The organism is Pseudoalteromonas sp. S3178 (assembly GCF_005886985.1).
Lineage (GTDB): Bacteria > Pseudomonadota > Gammaproteobacteria > Enterobacterales > Alteromonadaceae > Pseudoalteromonas > Pseudoalteromonas carrageenovora.
In genome coordinates, this window is record NZ_PNCW01000025.1 from 1 (window position 1) to 16,912 (window position 16,912).

A 16,912-nucleotide genomic window follows, 5' to 3' on the forward strand; every position below is an offset into this window, starting at 1 on the left:
TAACAAGTGACTATGGTGTCAAATCCTAATTTTAAACCATTTTAGGATCCCACATGACACCATCCCTCACCATAGAATTTATGATCACTACCAGCTTTCGTATACACGCAATAATGGCCACTTTTTTAGGCTTTCCTGCTTTGACCATACGTTGATAAAGGTCTTTAAATTTAGAGTTGCACTGAATGGCTGACATCATCGCCATATACATGGCAGTTCTTATTTTAGGACGGCCGCCACGTATCATTCGCTTACCTTGATACACGCCACTTTCACGATTAAATGGGGCTACACCCACTAAAGAAGCTGCCTCTTTGTTGTTCACATAACCTAACTCAGGCATATCACTAAGCAAGTTAAACGCGACCACATTGCCAACACCAGGCACACTTTGGATAATGGCATTTTTTGCTTTGTATTCGTCACATTGTTCAATCAGTTTTTGAAGTTTTAAATCGACTTTATCTATTTGGTTTTTCAGTGTAGTTAAGATAGGTTTTATGAGTGACGATAGTGTTTTTGGCATTATTTGAGAGCGATTTTTCTCCATCGTTTGCATATCCATTAACTGGCGTCTTCTCGAGAGTAAATCGCTCATCAAGCGCATTTGTTCTGGCTTTAAAGATGATAAAGGCGGTTTAATCGCTTCACCAAAGTGAGCAATAAGTTGTGCATCAAGTTTATCCGTTTTTGCTTTTTGGCCGATAGCGCCTGCGAAGCGTTTTATGTTCACGGGATTAGCAACAACGAAGGGAATATTCGCCTCAGCGCAGGCTATAATAAAAGGCTGTTCAAGACGTCCAGTCGCCTCAATAGTGACGCGCGTTACGGGGTGTTTTTTTAAAATTTGAATGGCGTGTTTAATGCCACTTTGATTGTTTTCTACAGTAAAGTAAATGTCTAAAGGCCTGATATAGATATCGAGTTGTTTTTTACCTGTATCGACACCGACGTTAATTTCATTTTGATTATTTTTTGTATTCATAATAAGCTGACTCTGCCTTGCTATTCGGGCTCGAGGCCCCGTTGACTATCCGAGTTTAATGCTTGGAGTTTATACAGCGTTCTAACTTGTTACCGGTCTCTCAATAGAGGAGCCTTCAATCAATCGAACTACTGTATAAAAGGCTTTGGTTGCAGCCAAAGCTTGGGCCTCACATTACCCGAACTAGGTTAAAATAATAATTAATTTATGGGTTTATTATCCATACAAGAGTATAAGGTTGCGAGAGTTCGCTTATAGCACTTTCCAGCCACTCGAAAACATAAAATATTGCTAATAATTGGCAGGGTATTTTACTGTGTCGGATTACGCTTCGCTTATCCGACCTACATAAGCTAATAGCTAGGACTCTTTTTCAAACCTTGGTACCTTTCGCTTATCGGCTTTGCTCATAGCCAGCTCTTGTATTTCTTCTTGCTTAAGTTCATCGGATTTATCTTCTAATGAATGCTGCTTGGCGTTTTCAAACACCAGCTCAGTAAGCAGTGCAAAGTGGTCTGAGCCATATTTAGCAAGGCGCTTAATGCGTTTTACTTTAAAGCCTTGGCTATGAAATAAATGATCGAGCGGCCAACGCATAAAAAAGTAACTCGCGTGAAAGGTATTATAAAAACCACGGCCTTTGCGCGGGTCTAAAAAACCACTTATTTGCATAAATAAACGCGTGCTGCGTGACCATGCCACGTCGTTTAAATCGCCGGCTACAATTGTCGGCCTGGTTGGGTTTTTAAGTGCTTTAGCCACCATTATTAGCTCCGAGTCGCGTGGGCGCGATGAGTCTTCTTCAGTGGGGCTTGGTGGTGCGGGGTGAATAAAGTGCCCTTGCATTTGCAGGCCTTCATCGTTTTCAAACAATATATGAATTGAGGGTATATCATCTTCAATTAACTCACATATTTGAGCATCAAGAATTTTAAATTTACTGTATAAGTGCATGCCATAGCGGTTGTCTTTTGGGCACTCTATAAAGTATGGGTAGTGTTTTTTTAGTACCGATAACTTGTTTTCCCACCAGCTATCACTTTCAAGTGTTATTAATAAATCAGGCTGGTGCTTATCAACAAGTGAAATAAGCTGTTCACTATTGTGGTTTGACATAAGTACATTAGCCGACATTATTCTTACACTGTGATCTTCGCTCACAGAAGCTGTTTTAACTTCTTTTTTAGCAAGCCATGTATAAGGAAAAATCCACTTCCCTTGTAGTACCATAATGACGAGTGACGTTAAAGCCGTGAGTAAATACCCTGTATTACCGCTTTGCCAAAGTAATAAAAGTGAAGCCACTCCAACAAAGCTAGCTATATAAAAAACTTGTAGGCGCACAAAGTCACAGCTACGTACTAAATAATGCTGGCTGTATGACATAGGTAATAAGGTGACTAGTAAAAAAAAGCCTGCAATTATAGCCAATACAATAAGCATTTAAATATCCTTATAAAGTTAACTTAACGACTTAAAATAGAAAGTATTTCTCGCGTATCGTGGACCATATGAATAATCGTACGGTCAATCTCTATACTTACTGTACCATTATCTCTAGAGCGTTCAATCACTCTACCTTGCTTATATATATCACGCTCTAAAAAATCACCTCGATGATAACGTTTACTCAAGCCTGGTGGCGTCCACCCTGCGCGTATCAGCTTTTTTTCTTCTTTTTTAGAAAGGTGATTATCGTCATAGTGTTTACTTGAGTAATGCTTATTATGGCCGTGCTTGTAACCATGCTTTTCTTTATGTGGTTTTGCATCAGCGCTCATTGAAAATAAAGCAAAGGCCATTAAAGCAGTGTAAATAGATGCTTTCATACATAATCTCTTGTGTAGTTAATACCTAAAGATTAACAAACACGACTGAACATTGTATGAAACAACGAGTTTAAAACTAGCGATGTTTATATTGTGTTTTACAATGGCTGCGCATTATTGAAGGGTCGCGAAGTTTTAAATGTTTTGTAGTACGCCCTGCGTGGCGTTTGCGCCACACTTTAAAACTTCCTTTTGAAATATGTTCGCGCATAAATACCACCAGCTGCGGATATTTAAGACCGTATAACTGCTCTATTGCCTCGTATGGTGTTCTATCTTCCCACGCCATTTCTATAATGCGCGATTGCTGCTCTGCGTTAAACATGTGGCTCTCACAAATTTATTTTATACGCGATTTAAAAATACATAGATCAACACAATTAAAGGCAATTAATCTGTATAATAAGCGCTCAGGTTATATACTTATAAAAACTTTTGGATTTGTGTTTATGCGCGCTGTATTGATGTTTTTAGCCTTAACTTTTTCTCAGCTATTATTGGCTGCGCCTAATAAAACCCTTCGCTGCGTAACCACCCACTACCCTCCTTTTACAATATACGATGAGCAAAAAAACACCTTTACTGGCTTAGATATAGAGTACCTAGAGTTTATTGAACGTAATTTAAATTTAAACATTGATGTAGTTCACTTGCCGTGGGCGCGCGTTAAAAAAGAAATGACTCTAGGGTATTACGATTGCTATTTTTCACTGGCAAATAACAAAGATCGCGCTAAATATTTAGATTTCACCAGTGAGCCGCTGCACACCACTCAATTTGGTTTATTTACAATTCATAAGGCTAATCAACTCACAGATGACTTATCAGCTGCTCGTATAGCTATGTTAAGAGGGGTTGCTTTACCTAACATTATTGCTGCGCATTACAATATTGATGATAGTAATTTAATGCATTCACTCTCCACTAAAGCCACTTTTGAGCTACTTGATAAAAACCGCGTTGATTACGCAATAACTAATTATCAGGCCGGATTATGGTATGCAAAAAACCATAAAAACATAACCGCTAGGCAGTTAAACGAGTTTACTCTTCCTGTTTATATTGCTTTTAAACACGGCGTAATAAACACCAAGTTGGTTGATGAGCAAATAATACGTTTTAAAAATCAAAAATAATAACCACGATTATATTTACGAGATATCTAATGTTTACAAAATTACCAAAGTGGGTTGAATACGGCGCATTTGCGCTCGCCTTTATTGCTGGCATTGTGAATGCTGTAGGGTTATTAGGATTTGAGCATCAGGCTATTTCTCACCTTTCGGGCAGTGTTACTTTACTTGGTATAAAACTAATGAGCAGTACCTCTGCTGCGTTACTACTAATGAGTATAGTTTTAAGCTTTATGCTGGGCTCGGCGCTTTCTGGCTTTTTACTTACTGGCGGCTCGTTAAAGCTTGGTCGCCATTACGACACCCTATTATTTATTGAAGGCCTTTTATTACTTTTAAGTGCCTATTTACTCAATCAGTCTTATGTTTATGGTATTACGCTTGCCAGTGCTGCATGCGGTTTGCAAAACGCGTTAGCCACTAACTATAGCGGCGCTGTAGTGCGTACTACTCACTTAACCGGTATTTTTACCGACCTTGGCCTAATGCTAGGTAAAGCACTTAAAGGCGAAACCTTTGATACCCGAAAAGGTGTTATGTTTTTACTTATTATTATTGGTTTTTTACTTGGCGGTATTACTGGATTTATTTTATTTGAGTATTACTCAATACTCGCTTTAGTGGTGCCTGCACTGGCGTGCTTTGTTTTATCAGTAACGTATAGGGTTTATAGAGTACGCGCACTTTAACGCAATCGGTTTAAAAACTGTTTAAAACACCTTACCATGGCGTTAATAAAGCGTTACTCACCTTAAAGGAATGTATGAAACCTTATTTTTTGCCGCTGTTATTGCCACTAAGCCATGTTGCAATTGCTGATAATCAAAACGATGATGCAATAGAAACCATAACAACCACCGCATCACGTACAGAAGCACTTGCCACACCCCTTCCTCTTACTATTAGCACCTTATCTGAAGCGCAATTAAACAGTATTGCGCCAACGCATGTTGAAGAATCATTACAGCGCATTGCTGGCGCAAATGTACAACGGGGTAACGGGCAAGAGTATTTACCTGCACTTCGCTCGCCAGTGCTTTCGGGCGCGGCAGCATGTGGCGGCATATTAACCCTTGAAGATGGCATACCACTTCGCGCTGCTGGCTTTTGTAATATAAACGAGCTATTTGAAGCGCATAGTGAAATGGCAAAGCGCATTGAAGTATTAAAAGGCCCTGGCTCTGCCCTTTATGGCTCTAACGCAGTGCATGGTGTTATTAATGTAATAACGGCTGACACCACCCAAGGCGGCGGACTTGTTGGCGTTGATTACGGCTCATACGGTTATGCTCGTTATAAATTACGCGCAGGGAAAGACTATGGCAACAGTGGGATTGGCATTAACGCAAGTGTTACCGACGACACAGGTTATCGCGACGGTGAAAGCGTTAAACAGCAAAAGGTAAATATTCGCCACCGCTATGAAAACACCAACCTGTTACTGACCTCTGGCCTTACATACACAAATTTAGATCAGCAAACAGCGGGCTTTATTACAGGCTTTGAAAGCTATAAAAACGAAGACATAGCGCAACAAAACTTCGACCCCGACGCCTTTAGACAAGCCCGCTCATTTAGAGCGTGGAGCAACGCCCAGTGGCAATTAAAAAACGGCAATGTGCTTTCTATTACGCCTTATGTGCGCGACCAAAGCATGGACTTTTTTAAGCACTTTTTACCCGGCACCCCACTTGAAACCAATAGCCAAACAGGTTTTGGTGTGCAATCGCTTTATCAGCACAATTTACAAAGTAATATAAAAGTAAACCTAGGGCTTGATGGCGAATATACCCGCAGCGATTTTACACAAAGCCAAAACGAGCCAACTCAGGGCTCTGCATTTTTAGTAGCCACAGTACCGCAAGGCAAGCACTACGATTACGACGTAAACGCAACACTGTATGCACCATTTGCATCTATTGATTGGCAATTAAATAAGTGGTTTATTAGCGCTGGCCTAAGGTATGAGCATATGCAGTACGATTACACTAACAATATGCTTAGTGGCCGCACAAAAGACGACGGCAGTGAATGTGGCTTTGGCGGTTGCCGCTATAGCCGCCCAGCAAGTGGTAAAAATAGCTTTAGCAATACATCGCCTAAGCTAGGGGTAAGCTATAAGGTTAATAACAATAATACTGTATATGCTAACTTTTCGCGTGGTTACAGAGCGCCCCAAGCCGCTGAGCTATATCAATTACAACGCGAGCAAACCACCGCTAATTTAAACCCAGAAATAGCAAATAATGCCGAGCTTGGTTTAAAGGGTTACCACTCTAATGTGAGGTACGCATTGGCTGTGTATGCCATGAGTAAGCACAACACTATTTATCGCGATAGCGACTTTTTTAACGTTAATAATGGCAGCTCTCGCCATCGTGGTATTGAGCTTGAAGTAGATTACACATTAAGTAAAACACTTAACTTACAATTTGCAGGTACACATGCAAAGCATACGTATACTAATAACCAGTTAGTGAGTGGCTTAAATATTAACGGCAACGAGGTAGATACCGCGCCGCGCAACATTGCTAATCTTGATTTAAATTGGCAAGCCTTTAGTAACGTAGGCTTTTCATTGCAATGGCACCATGTGAGTAGCTACTTTACTGACCCAGAAAACCTTCATAGCTACGACGGACATGACATTTTAAGTTTGCGTGCTAAATGGCAAGTTAGTAATAACCTAGAAGTGCTTGCCCGTGTAATAAACCTTACCGATGAAGCTTACGCAGAGCGTGCCGATTTCACTAGTTTTACTGGCGACAGGTACTTTCCTGGTAAGCCACGTAACGCTATGCTCTCAGCCACGTATACTTGGTAAAACACACATTTAGCTTAATTTAAATCGCCCATGTATTTAGTGGGCGATTTTCCCATTACCTTTTTAAACATAGTTATAAACGCACTCACCGATTCATACCCTAATAACTCCGACACTTGCTGTACGCTTTGCCCATCTGAAAGTGCCTGCAGCGCGGTAATTATATGTAACTGCGTTCGCCACTTACCAAAGGTCATGCCGGTTTGCTTTTTTATAAGTCGTGCCAACGTACGCTCGGTTAATGCAAATTGTACTGCCCATTGCGCAAGAGTTTTGCGGTTATTGGGATGCTCAATTAGCTCCCGGCTCATGGTTTGTATAACCGCATGCTTAGAAAGCGCAAAATCAAGCGGCTGCGCTGGCATTTCTATTAATAAATCAAACAATACTTGGGCTAAACGCGCTGTTTTATCACCTTCGCTATAAGCTTGGTTTTCGCTTGCCAGCTTAAGCATTAAACTTTTAACAAGGGGAGTTATAGCCAAAGTACAGGTATGCGTGGGCATGCCTTTTAGGCTGGCATCAATAAATACAAAGCATAAATTGGCGTTATCTGATGCGCGATTACTGTGGCACGTATTAGCAGGCACCCAAATAGCGCTGTGAGTTGGCACCATCCACATTTTACTTGCCGCTTCACAGGTTACATAGCCATCAAGCGCTAATATTAATTGCCCCTTTGGGTGAGTATGTAAAGGGTATTCTTTACTGCCTTGTGCGGTATCTACTTTAGCGATTATGGGCTGTACCATATGCTCATAATTTTGCAGGTAGCCCCACCCTTTAGGTTCAAACATAGTTTTGTCTGTTTTTAGCAATTTAATGTCAGTATGGCTAAATTATAATAGTGCTGATTTAATTATACTAGCGCCAATAATTAGCTAACTTATTTTTAATAATGACACACACACCTCAAAGCAATACCGGCACGTCGCGCTTTTCGAGCATACTACTGGTAATAGGCATTTTACTTATTGCCGCCAATTTACGTGCACCTTTTACAGGTGTTGCACCGGTGCTTGATCAAATAATTGCGCACTTTGGTTTAACCGCTTCGCAGGCGGGGTTTATCACCACGTTACCGCTTATTGCATTTGCGATTATATCGCCCATGGCAGCAAGCCTAGCTAAACGCCAAGGGCTTGAGCGTACTTTGTTTTTTGCTGTATTTTTAATATTAATGGGTATTGCTGGGCGGGTGTTTAATTCGTCAATAATGCTGTTTGTTGGCACTGCCATTATTGGTGCGGGTATTGCTATAGCTAACGTTTTATTACCGAGTTTAATAAAACGCGACTTTGCCGCAAAAGTCGCCGTTATGACCTCAGCTTATGTACTTACTATGGGCGTTACATCGGGTGGGTTTTCAGCGTTAGTTTACCCGCTTAGCCAATATGAAGGCTTGGGCTGGCAGTTTGCTTTAGGCGCAAGTGCACTTATTACAATCACCACTTTAATTGTATGGATGGCACAATTAAATAAACACACAAAACCTACACAAACAGCGCATACCTCAACACTGACTAAAAGCATTTGGCGTTATGCTCTTGCATGGCAAATTACACTATTGCTAGGTTTAAATTCGTTTTTAAACTACATCATCATTACGTGGTTGCCGGGCATTTTAACCGAAGCGGGCCAAAGCGCTACGCAAGCAGGCGCCTATCATGGGGCTTTTCAAATTGCGACCGCCATACCTGGGCTTGTGCTTATACCGTTACTTGCCAAGCTCAAAGATCAAAGCGCGCTTAGCTTTATACTTGCATCACTTAGTGCAACATGTGCGCTTGGTTTGTTGTATATGCCAAGTTTTGCCTTGGTATGGACGCTGCTACTTGGTTTTAGCTCTGGAGCGTGTTTTATTTTAGGACTATCGTTTATTAGCCTACGTACTGATAACTCCACGCAAGCGGCATCGCTTTCGGGTATGTCACAAAGTATTGGTTATTTGCTTGCGGCTATTGGCCCTATGGTTGCAGGGGCATTGCATACAGCAACCGGAAGTTGGAGTGCGCCACTATGGCTATGTGCTATTGCGGGCGTGTTATGTGCTCTATGTGGGTGGTTTAGCGGTAAAAATACCACGCTTAATAACAGTTGATTTTTTACTGCTGTAACTAGCTTACTAACTGCTGTAACCATGAAAACAAGCCCGTTGCTGGCTTTTTTACAACGGTATGCTTTTTCTCATAGCGTTTATTAGTGGCTTCGCGTTGTGCGCGGCGCTCTTGTGCTAAATTAGCTTTTGCTACAAAACGCAGGCGCTGCTCTTGGGTTAGCTCGTCATTAAAGTTAATGGCTGATTTTTTAACTGCTCGGCTGCTTTTAGGTGAACTACACATAATATTTCCTCTGTTATGTAACTACTCAAATAGACAGCCTTTTTGTATATAAAATTTCAAAAGCAGTATTACTTTTTAGAAGTAATACTGCTGAGTATCAACTAAACAGCACCTATACACTCAACTTCTACTAAAGAATCAAGAGCTAACGCCTTTACAGCAAAAGCACTACGTGCAGGATACGGCGCACTAAAATATTGCGTATAAATAGCGTTAAACGCTTTAAAGTCATTAATGTCCGTCAGCATAACGGTGCACTTTACAATATTGCTCATGCTATAGTTATATTGCTCTAAAGTGCGTTTAATATTTTCAAGTGTTTGTTTAGCTTCACCTTCAAAACCACCCGCTGCTAACTTACCTGTTGCAGGGTTAATCCCTATTTGACCCGACATATAAAGCGTATTACCGGCTTTTACTATTTGCGAAAATGGTAAATTAGGATTAGCTTTACCTGTATTTAAAAAGTCGACATTACTGGGTTTTGCCTGCGCAAAACCAGTAAGTAGTACGCTTGCTAATAAGGCTGTTTTCATCAGTGAGTTCATCATCTGGCTTACCTTATTTTTGTGGTGTGGTTTCAAAAGCAGGAACTTCGTGTAAATTATTTAACCATGTAAGCGTTGATTGTGACCAAATTTGTGCAGACGGTTTAAACTCATCGCGCTGATCAACCGCACCAATACGCAATCCATAAACACGACCTTCTTTTTCTGCATTTGTAGCATAGAGTGTTGTACCACATGTGCCACAAAAGCCCTGCGCACGCTTGTTACCACTTTGGGCCGTTTTAACAAACTCTTTTGGCTCACCTTGGGTAAACACAACCGAGTTTGGCTCTGCAATTATAACAACTCTAAATGGGCCGCTCGACATACGTTGGCAATCGCTACAATGGCAAACAAGTGCGTTGTTATTTTGAGACTTTGCTTGGTATTTAATTTCACCACAGTAACAGCTTCCAGTAATTTCCATTATTTAAATCCTTAATGCTTATGAAGATTGAATCGAGATATAAGACCGGCAATATAGATTCATTATTTTTAATAATATAAAAAAACTGCTCGCTGGTTCATTTTTATATTCGGTTAGATTTTTAATTTTGAGAGTGATTTTCAACGTTGAACAAGTGCTACAAACATGATCCGATGTTTTAAATAAAACAGCAATACCACGTTAAGCTAATAGCGTAACGTGGTGCGTGTAAATTACTTTTTATGTGCGTTTAAATAATCAACGGCTAATAAGCTGAGTGCTTTAGTGCCTACTTTAAACGATGATTCGTCGGCATAAAAATAAGGGGAGTGATTACTAGCCACTGTATTTAAATCTTGCTCACTTGGTGTGCCGCCTAAAAATACAAATACACTCGGCACTTCTAATGCGTAAAACGAAAAGTCTTCGGCGCCGGTTATTTTCCCCATTTCCACTACGTTTCCATTACCTGCTGCTTTTTTAAGGCTAGGTAACATTTGCGCAGTAAGCTCAGGGTTATTAATCGTTACCGGATAACCTTCGTGAATGTGTACCTCTGCAGTTGCACCTGACGATTTAGCAATGTGCGTGGCTGTGGTTTTTATTTTTTCAAATATTTGTGCACGATTATCCATATCAAAGTTACGAATTGTGCCTATCATTTCAACTTCTTCAGGAATAATATTATTACGTACCCCACCCGCTATCTTACCAAACGAGACAATAGCAGGCTCTTTGGTAATGTTGATTTGGCGACTAACAATATGATTTACGCCTGTTACTATTTGCGCTGCTGCGGCAATAGGGTCAACCCCAGTCCACGGTGCAGAGCCGTGTGCCTGCTTGCCATGTACTGTTATTTCAAATCGGTCTGCACTGGCCATTGCAGGGCCACTTCTATAACCAATTTTACCGCTGTGCAAACTAGATGTTATGTGTAACCCAAAAGCAGCCTCTGGTTTGTATTGTTTAAATATGCCTTCTTTAAGCATTAACTCAGCGCCACCCTCTTCCCCCTCTGGTGCGCCTTCTTCTGCAGGTTGAAACACAAACATGATGTTGCCATGCAATTCATCTTTCATATTTGCTAATACTTCGGCTGCGCCCATTAACATAGCCACGTGCGTGTCGTGCCCACAAGCATGCATTATGCCTACATCTACACCACGGTAATTAGTGGTTTTAGTTGATTTAAACGCAACATCGGCTTTTTCAGTAACTGGAAGCGCGTCCATATCTGCACGTAGCATTACTGTTGGACCTGGCTTTGCACCTTTTAATAAACCCACAACGCCTGTAAAAGCAATCCCCGTTTGTACTTCCATACCTAGCGACTTTAAGTGCTTAGCTACAATACCTGCGGTGCGGGTTTCGCGATTTCCAAGCTCAGGGTTTTGATGAAAATCACGTCGCCAATCAATAACCTGTTGCTCTACCTTTTTCACTTGCTGATCAATGTTTGCATTGGCATTAAGCGCACTAAGGGCAGCAAAGCTCAGCGCTATTGAAATTAGTGATTTTTTCATCCTGTTTGTCCTTATTATATTTATTGGTTTTATAATATTGATGAGCACGAGCCCTTATATACTATTGAGAACATAATTAGCTCGCTCTATAACTACTATTACTGAAGGCTCCACAATAATCAATCCCATTTAAGCTAGATGCCCAACTATGAAGGGCCACTTCACTTTTCACTGGTTTTATCTATTTTTAGTTTGAAGATTTAGCGCTAATAAAACCTACCACTTTTGCTTTTGTTGATTTAAAAATGGCATTTAATAATCAACCAACGCACGTAAAGTGAGTTTTAATAAGCGCGGTGGTGGATAGAGGAAGTTAACGAGTAATAGGCTTGGTACATAATTGCTATTCAAACTATAAAATAAGAATAGCAATGTAGAACCTCCCCTCATGTTGGGGATAATTATTTAAATGCGTTCGCATTCTTAATGCTGTCAAAATCGTTAAAGCGCACGTTATGTTGCGCCATTACTTTAAGTATTTTTTCACTTAGCATTTGGCGTAAATAAAACGGCTGATTTGGTACAAAGTGATGGATGGTATGCGTTTTACCAAAATTAAAACAAAACAAGTGAAACGGCATAAACAAACGGCTTGTTAGTACATGAGTTTGCTCTAGCATGTTACTAACGCCGCCATAGTAATGCATGCTTGAGGTAACAAAGTTAAGCGAGCTTGAACGAACAATATTAGGCACTATTAGCACCACCATTAAAAATTCAAACACGTTCATTGTACTTAACAACCAGCTAGGTGAATTTAGCGAAAGTGGTATAAATAAATTAACGACATGAAACACAATAACACTATATAAAACAGTGAAATACGCAGTAGTTATCGGAAACCCCGCATTAAAAACACTCGAAAAACTAAAGCCATTAATTTCTTTTCTAAAACGTTTAGTAGAAATAACTAACCCTAATAACCCATCTACAATAACTAGCGCACGTAAAAATGGGTTTTTAATACCGTTACCTACCAAGCGCTCTTCTAAGTCCTGTTGTGTGCCTGAGGTTTTGTGATGGTGTAAATGCATTTTACGTCGGTACCATGGGCTAATAGTATTTGGCCGCATTAACCATACTGTTAGCATCATAAAATTATGCATAAACGGCTGGTTACTAAAGTATTGTTTATGTATAAGGTCGTGTTCTAACTCATGGGAAATAGACGCAGCAATAGCCGCAAGCACTATACACAACCAAGCAGGTATTATGGCTAAATAATATAAAACCCCAACGCCAATAAGTACGCACAGCGACAGTATTAAAATGATCAACCCTAGGGTATTTTGATGGGCAAGTAATGGATGCCTTTGACGAAGTGATGCTTCTTCTGCCTTGATAGCTTTTACAATCGCTTGAATGTTCTGTTTGGCAGTTAATTGGGTCATATATAATGTCTTAAAACTTAGTTGAATACATAATACCTGAATCAATACTGTAAGCATAAAAACTCAGACCCTACACGTTTACATACGTAACAAAGCTCATAATAGTGCATCTAAAATCATAAACCGCACTTACTGTTACCCAAATATAAAATTCATACTCGATTGGTAATATCAATTGGTTAAAGTATTGGAGCTACTTAACGATAAAAAACGCAAACTAACCAGACAATTTTTTATCTCCACTTGCTCTAAAGAATTTAATAGTGCTGGTAAGTGGCTTAATTAAGTTATTCAAACCTTATGTGGATTGATATAAGTTGATTCACTTTATTTCAGACATAAAAAAACCTCTGCTAAATCTAGTAGAGGTTATAAAAAGTGGTACCAGCGGCCGGACTTTAACTTATAGCAGCGCACTTGAGTGGCGCTCGAGTCCGCCCCGACACAAATTTCAGACATAAAAAAACCTCTGCTAAAACTAGCAGAGGTTGTAAAAAGTGGTACCAGCGGCCGGGCTCGAACCGGCACGCCTTTCGGCAGGGGATTTTGAATCCCCCATGTATACCAATTTCATCACGCTGGCGTCATTTTTCTTTAACCTTCTAAACACGAGAAGATAAAGAAAAACCACTTTAGAGCTCAGGATTATTTATGTGCCTTCGTCTCTATGCCAAGCATTATACAAACAATAGGGTTAGCGGCAAGCGTTTTATGACATTAGCATGATCAACCGCTTAACATTTAGCCACCTATTAACATTTATAAAAGTAATTATTAGGTTAAATAGTATCGCTAAACTATAGCGCTTAGTATTTGTAAGCTTTTTTGCTAAACTAGCGCGCATATTAATAGTGAGAGTATATTTATGTCGGGTGAGTTTCCACGTGCTGGTTTTTGGCGTCGCTTTGCGTCGTTAGTTTACGATACGTTAGCCATTATTGCGTTTGCTATGTTAACGGTTGTACTCTATTTGTTTGCCGTACAAGGGCTTATTATCCTCGATGTTATTAGTTTAAATGGCGCTGAAGATGTATCGGCACTTATTCAAGAATCGTTATTATTTTCAAGTATTAGAAGTGCCCTACTTGTTATTGTTACCTTGGTATTTTTTGGCTATTTTTGGACTAAAAGCGGTCAAACAATCGGTATGCGTGCATGGCGTTTAAAGGTGCAAACTCTTGAAGGTAACTTAATTAGCTGGCCACAGGCTATTATTCGCAGCCTTTGTGCATTACTTGGTTTGGGTAATTTACTGGTATTAGTTGATTTTAAAAACAATAAAGCATTGCAAGATTACCTCTCTAAAACAGAGGTCATAGCGCTTACCAAAGAAGAAAACAAACGTATTTACCGAGAGCTTGATTAGTACGAATTAAAGTAACTAAAAGCAAAAAGGGTGACCATTGGTCACCCTTTTTAATGCCTAGAAATTACTAAACCCGCTTATTCATAAGGTATGTAGCAAAACTTATAAATATAACACTTGGCAATACAGCACCTATAATGGCGGGTATTTGGTAAACCATAACCACAGGGCCAAATATTTCGTTAGTTAAGTGAAATATAATCCCAGTTACTACACCCATTATAATACGTGCGCCCATAGTTACAGTGCGCAATGGGCCAAAAATAAACGACAACGCCACCAGCAGCATAACTGCCACCGATACAGGCTGCATGAGCTTACGCCATAGAGCTAGTTCGTAGGTGCTAGTATCTTGCTCGTTTTGCTTTAAGTAGCCTAAGTATGACCAAAGCCCAGTAAACGATAATGACTCAGGTTTTACCGATACCACACCTAGCTTTTCAGCTGTTAATTGCGATGGGTAAAACTCTTCTTTTATTTGTTCACTGCTAATTTCATCATCTGTTATATGTACTTTATTTACATCACGTAATAACCAGCCTTCATCTCGGCTTACTGCCTCACGGGCTTTTGTGATTTGCGTTAAATCTAACGATTTATCAAAGTGGTACATATGCAAACCATTTAACTTTCCGTTTTGATCTACATCTTCAATATTAATAAAGTTATTGCCATCTTTTGCCCAGACACCTTTTTGAGCATTAAATACATCGCCACCATGTATTGCTTGATTACGCATTTCTTTGGCATGCAGCTGCGCTTCTGGTGCGCCCCACTCGCCTAAAGCCATCATACATACCGCCATAAATACAGCGGTTTTCATTACTGAACCAATAATTTGTAAGCGCGACATTCCCGCTGCTTGCATAACAACTAGCTCACTATTTGAGGCAAGTGCGCCTAAGCCCGTTAAACCACCTATCAGTGCCGCCATAGGGAAAAATATAACTAAATCACCAGGTATAGAGTACAAAGTATAAAGCATCGCAGTCATTAAATCGTAGCTGCCGCGCCCTACCGATTTTAACTGGTCGATAAATTTAATTAAGGTGCTAATACCTACAAGTACCAGCAATGCAAAGCCGGTTGTTTGTAAAACACTACGACCTAAATACCAATCAAGCGTTTTCATCATGCGCCTAACTCCCGCTTAGTAATAACAGCTTTAAGCCAAGCACCTAACGGGCGACCCTTAATAATTAATAAACTGCCAATAAAGAGTGCACTTAAATGTATCCACCACAGGCCTATTGAAGGCGGGATTTTGCCATCTTCTACTGCAAATTTTGCAGCATTAAGTAAAATGAAATACCCTAAATACAAGCTAATTGCGGGTACTAATTTTGCAAATTTACCTTGGCGAGGATTAACCACACTTAATGGCACGGCCAGTAAAGTAAGCAAAGGAATAGAAAGCGGTATAGCAATACGCCATTGCCACTGAGCAATAGACTCAGAGGTATTTAAAGCAAGTAGCTGATTAGTGGGTACGGCTTCTAATTTACGGCGCTGGTGCTCTATTTCTTGTTCACGAATTTGCACACTGTATCCGTCAAATTCGGTTAAATTAAGTGCCGGTGTTTTACCGTCGGTTTCGTAGCGTTTACCATCAGTAAGAACAAGTTGTTGCTCGCCACTGATTGACTCTACAACGACACCTTGCTCGGCGTATACTAAGCGAGCTAGGTTGTCTTTTTCGCTATCAGGCAGTTGTGCTACAAACACTTTGTTTAGCTCTTTGCCGCCCTTTTCAATATTATGAATAAACACGACGGCTTTTTCGTTACCGGTTTCCTGAAACCGCCCAGCTCTGAGCGCTGATAATCCGGCATCAGCTTTAGCTTGTTCTTTTAATTGATACTCTTGCTCGCTTGCCCAAGGGGCAATATACATAGTTAATGCAGCCGCCAATATAGCCAAACCAACGCTTGAAATCAGGGTTACTCGTACAACGTACCATTCACTTACGCCACAGGCTTTAAGCACGGTCATTTCGCTATCGGCGTAAATTCGGCTGTAGGCTAAAATAATGCCTAAAAATATACTCAGAGGTAAAATAAGCGAAGCTAGCTGCGGAAGCTTTAGCGCAATCATCGATAAAACTAACTTAGCAGGAATGCTTCCTTCAGACGCATCGCCTAAAATGCCAACAAACTTTTGCGACAAAAAAATAGTCATCAAAGTTAAAAATACGGCGACCTGCGATTTTAAAACCTCAGCGGTCAAATAACGGAAAATAAGCAATGCTCGCCCCTGTTAAACATGGAATTTCACTACAATAGTGAGTGTTGAATAGTTAAATAGCTATTTTACCCAGTTAAAACTGGTAAATAGACTATTATTATAAGCTATCAATATTAATTATCCTACCTAAGTGCACGATATAATGTTGCATTAGTAGCCCTTAAGCATATAAAGTTCAATTACACAGTAAGAGTCTAGTAAAGTCAGCTAAAATTAAAACTATCTCTACATAAGTTACGTAATTTAGACTAGAAAATAATTTTTTAGCCCCAATTTATAACTTAAATGACTCAAAAC

At 40.1% G+C, this 16,912-nt stretch carries 17 protein-coding genes and 1 tRNA gene; 5 read left to right on the forward strand and 13 right to left on the reverse strand.

Annotated elements, in window-relative coordinates:
* Positions 1-31: 31 nt before the first annotated feature.
* The 4 genes from CWC11_RS06820 to CWC11_RS06835 form a co-directional block, all read right to left on the reverse strand.
* Positions 32-985: an IS110 family RNA-guided transposase gene (locus CWC11_RS06820; protein WP_138682101.1), complete on the reverse strand. Its 954-nt coding sequence runs from the start codon at positions 983-985 to the stop codon at positions 32-34.
* Positions 986-1,345: 360 nt separating this feature from the next.
* Positions 1,346-2,428: an endonuclease/exonuclease/phosphatase family protein gene (locus CWC11_RS06825; RefSeq protein WP_138682102.1), complete on the reverse strand. Its 1,083-nt coding sequence runs from the start codon at positions 2,426-2,428 to the stop codon at positions 1,346-1,348.
* Positions 2,429-2,451: 23 nt separating this feature from the next.
* A complete protein-coding gene (locus CWC11_RS06830; RefSeq protein ID WP_138682103.1) occupies positions 2,452-2,814 on the reverse strand; it encodes a hypothetical protein in 363 nt (120 codons plus the stop codon).
* Between the two features lie 76 nt (positions 2,815-2,890).
* Complete coding sequence (locus CWC11_RS06835; RefSeq protein WP_058548047.1) at positions 2,891-3,139, reverse strand: TIGR03643 family protein; 249 nt, start codon at positions 3,137-3,139, stop codon at positions 2,891-2,893.
* A gap of 124 nt (positions 3,140-3,263) precedes the next feature.
* On the opposite strand from CWC11_RS06835, the gene CWC11_RS06840 reads away from it, so the two are divergent.
* The 3 genes from CWC11_RS06840 (at position 3,264) to CWC11_RS06850 (ending at position 6,771) form a co-directional block, all read left to right on the forward strand.
* Entirely contained in the window at positions 3,264-3,950 is a 687-nt protein-coding gene (locus CWC11_RS06840; protein ID WP_138682104.1) for a substrate-binding periplasmic protein, read from the forward strand.
* Between the two features lie 29 nt (positions 3,951-3,979).
* On the forward strand, positions 3,980-4,636 hold the full coding sequence (locus CWC11_RS06845) for a YoaK family protein (protein ID WP_138682105.1): 657 nt from the start codon (positions 3,980-3,982) through the stop codon (positions 4,634-4,636).
* A 74-nt stretch (positions 4,637-4,710) separates the two neighbouring features.
* Positions 4,711-6,771, forward strand: a complete 2,061-nt coding sequence (locus CWC11_RS06850) for a TonB-dependent receptor (protein WP_138682106.1) — start codon at positions 4,711-4,713, stop codon at positions 6,769-6,771.
* Between the two features lie 14 nt (positions 6,772-6,785).
* Here the strand turns inward: CWC11_RS06850 and CWC11_RS06855 are convergent, their stop codons facing one another.
* Entirely contained in the window at positions 6,786-7,568 is a 783-nt protein-coding gene (locus CWC11_RS06855) for an AraC family transcriptional regulator (protein WP_138682107.1), read from the reverse strand.
* A gap of 101 nt (positions 7,569-7,669) precedes the next feature.
* On the opposite strand from CWC11_RS06855, the gene CWC11_RS06860 reads away from it, so the two are divergent.
* Positions 7,670-8,872 carry an MFS transporter gene (locus tag CWC11_RS06860; RefSeq protein WP_138682108.1) on the forward strand — a complete coding sequence of 401 codons (1,203 nt, stop codon included), beginning with the start codon at positions 7,670-7,672 and terminating at the stop codon, positions 8,870-8,872.
* 16 nt (positions 8,873-8,888) lie between these two features.
* On the opposite strand, the gene CWC11_RS06865 is transcribed toward CWC11_RS06860, so the two are convergent.
* From CWC11_RS06865 to CWC11_RS06890, 6 genes are all read right to left on the reverse strand, one after another.
* On the reverse strand, positions 8,889-9,113 hold the full coding sequence (locus CWC11_RS06865) for a hypothetical protein (RefSeq protein ID WP_138682109.1): 225 nt from the start codon (positions 9,111-9,113) through the stop codon (positions 8,889-8,891).
* A gap of 101 nt (positions 9,114-9,214) precedes the next feature.
* Positions 9,215-9,664: a RidA family protein gene (locus CWC11_RS06870; RefSeq protein ID WP_249330685.1), complete on the reverse strand. Its 450-nt coding sequence runs from the start codon at positions 9,662-9,664 to the stop codon at positions 9,215-9,217.
* Positions 9,665-9,674: 10 nt separating this feature from the next.
* Positions 9,675-10,088: a GFA family protein gene (locus CWC11_RS06875; RefSeq protein ID WP_138682110.1), complete on the reverse strand. Its 414-nt coding sequence runs from the start codon at positions 10,086-10,088 to the stop codon at positions 9,675-9,677.
* Between the two features lie 233 nt (positions 10,089-10,321).
* Complete coding sequence (locus CWC11_RS06880; protein WP_138682111.1) at positions 10,322-11,614, reverse strand: amidohydrolase; 1,293 nt, start codon at positions 11,612-11,614, stop codon at positions 10,322-10,324.
* A gap of 401 nt (positions 11,615-12,015) precedes the next feature.
* Positions 12,016-13,005 carry a fatty acid desaturase gene (locus CWC11_RS06885; RefSeq protein ID WP_138682112.1) on the reverse strand — a complete coding sequence of 330 codons (990 nt, stop codon included), beginning with the start codon at positions 13,003-13,005 and terminating at the stop codon, positions 12,016-12,018.
* A gap of 498 nt (positions 13,006-13,503) precedes the next feature.
* Positions 13,504-13,588, reverse strand: a tRNA-Leu gene (locus tag CWC11_RS06890).
* Between the two features lie 282 nt (positions 13,589-13,870).
* Between CWC11_RS06890 and CWC11_RS06895 the strand changes: the two genes are divergently transcribed.
* The gene (locus CWC11_RS06895) at positions 13,871-14,371 is read left to right on the forward strand and encodes an RDD family protein (RefSeq protein ID WP_138682113.1); all 501 of its coding nucleotides are present in this window, start codon (positions 13,871-13,873) and stop codon (positions 14,369-14,371) included.
* Positions 14,372-14,438: 67 nt separating this feature from the next.
* On the opposite strand, the gene lptG is transcribed toward CWC11_RS06895, so the two are convergent.
* Positions 14,439-15,506 (reverse strand): LPS export ABC transporter permease LptG, encoded by a 1,068-nt coding sequence (gene lptG, locus CWC11_RS06900; RefSeq protein ID WP_138682114.1) that lies wholly within the window; start codon positions 15,504-15,506, stop codon positions 14,439-14,441.
* A complete protein-coding gene (gene lptF / locus CWC11_RS06905; protein ID WP_138682115.1) occupies positions 15,503-16,615 on the reverse strand; it encodes an LPS export ABC transporter permease LptF in 1,113 nt (370 codons plus the stop codon). Before lptF ends, lptG begins: the two co-directional genes overlap by 4 nt.
* Positions 16,616-16,912 lie beyond the last annotated feature (297 nt).

Excerpts from the sequence above, each read along its gene's own strand:
- CWC11_RS06820 (WP_138682101.1), bottom strand. The coding sequence starts at position 985 with ATGAATACAAAAAATAATCAAAATGAAATTAACGTCGGTGTCGATACA.
- CWC11_RS06825 (WP_138682102.1), bottom strand. The coding sequence starts at position 2,428 with ATGCTTATTGTATTGGCTATAATTGCAGGCTTTTTTTTACTAGTCACC.
- CWC11_RS06830 (WP_138682103.1), bottom strand. The coding sequence starts at position 2,814 with ATGAAAGCATCTATTTACACTGCTTTAATGGCCTTTGCTTTATTTTCA.
- CWC11_RS06835 (WP_058548047.1), bottom strand. The coding sequence starts at position 3,139 with ATGTTTAACGCAGAGCAGCAATCGCGCATTATAGAAATGGCGTGGGAA.
- CWC11_RS06840 (WP_138682104.1), top strand. The coding sequence starts at position 3,264 with ATGCGCGCTGTATTGATGTTTTTAGCCTTAACTTTTTCTCAGCTATTA.
- CWC11_RS06845 (WP_138682105.1), top strand. The coding sequence starts at position 3,980 with ATGTTTACAAAATTACCAAAGTGGGTTGAATACGGCGCATTTGCGCTC.
- CWC11_RS06850 (WP_138682106.1), top strand. The coding sequence starts at position 4,711 with ATGAAACCTTATTTTTTGCCGCTGTTATTGCCACTAAGCCATGTTGCA.
- CWC11_RS06855 (WP_138682107.1), bottom strand. The coding sequence starts at position 7,568 with ATGTTTGAACCTAAAGGGTGGGGCTACCTGCAAAATTATGAGCATATG.
- CWC11_RS06860 (WP_138682108.1), top strand. The coding sequence starts at position 7,670 with ATGACACACACACCTCAAAGCAATACCGGCACGTCGCGCTTTTCGAGC.
- CWC11_RS06865 (WP_138682109.1), bottom strand. The coding sequence starts at position 9,113 with ATGTGTAGTTCACCTAAAAGCAGCCGAGCAGTTAAAAAATCAGCCATT.
- CWC11_RS06870 (WP_249330685.1), bottom strand. The coding sequence starts at position 9,664 with ATGATGAACTCACTGATGAAAACAGCCTTATTAGCAAGCGTACTACTT.
- CWC11_RS06875 (WP_138682110.1), bottom strand. The coding sequence starts at position 10,088 with ATGGAAATTACTGGAAGCTGTTACTGTGGTGAAATTAAATACCAAGCA.
- CWC11_RS06880 (WP_138682111.1), bottom strand. The coding sequence starts at position 11,614 with ATGAAAAAATCACTAATTTCAATAGCGCTGAGCTTTGCTGCCCTTAGT.
- CWC11_RS06885 (WP_138682112.1), bottom strand. The coding sequence starts at position 13,005 with ATGACCCAATTAACTGCCAAACAGAACATTCAAGCGATTGTAAAAGCT.
- CWC11_RS06895 (WP_138682113.1), top strand. The coding sequence starts at position 13,871 with ATGTCGGGTGAGTTTCCACGTGCTGGTTTTTGGCGTCGCTTTGCGTCG.
- lptG (WP_138682114.1), bottom strand. The coding sequence starts at position 15,506 with ATGATGAAAACGCTTGATTGGTATTTAGGTCGTAGTGTTTTACAAACA.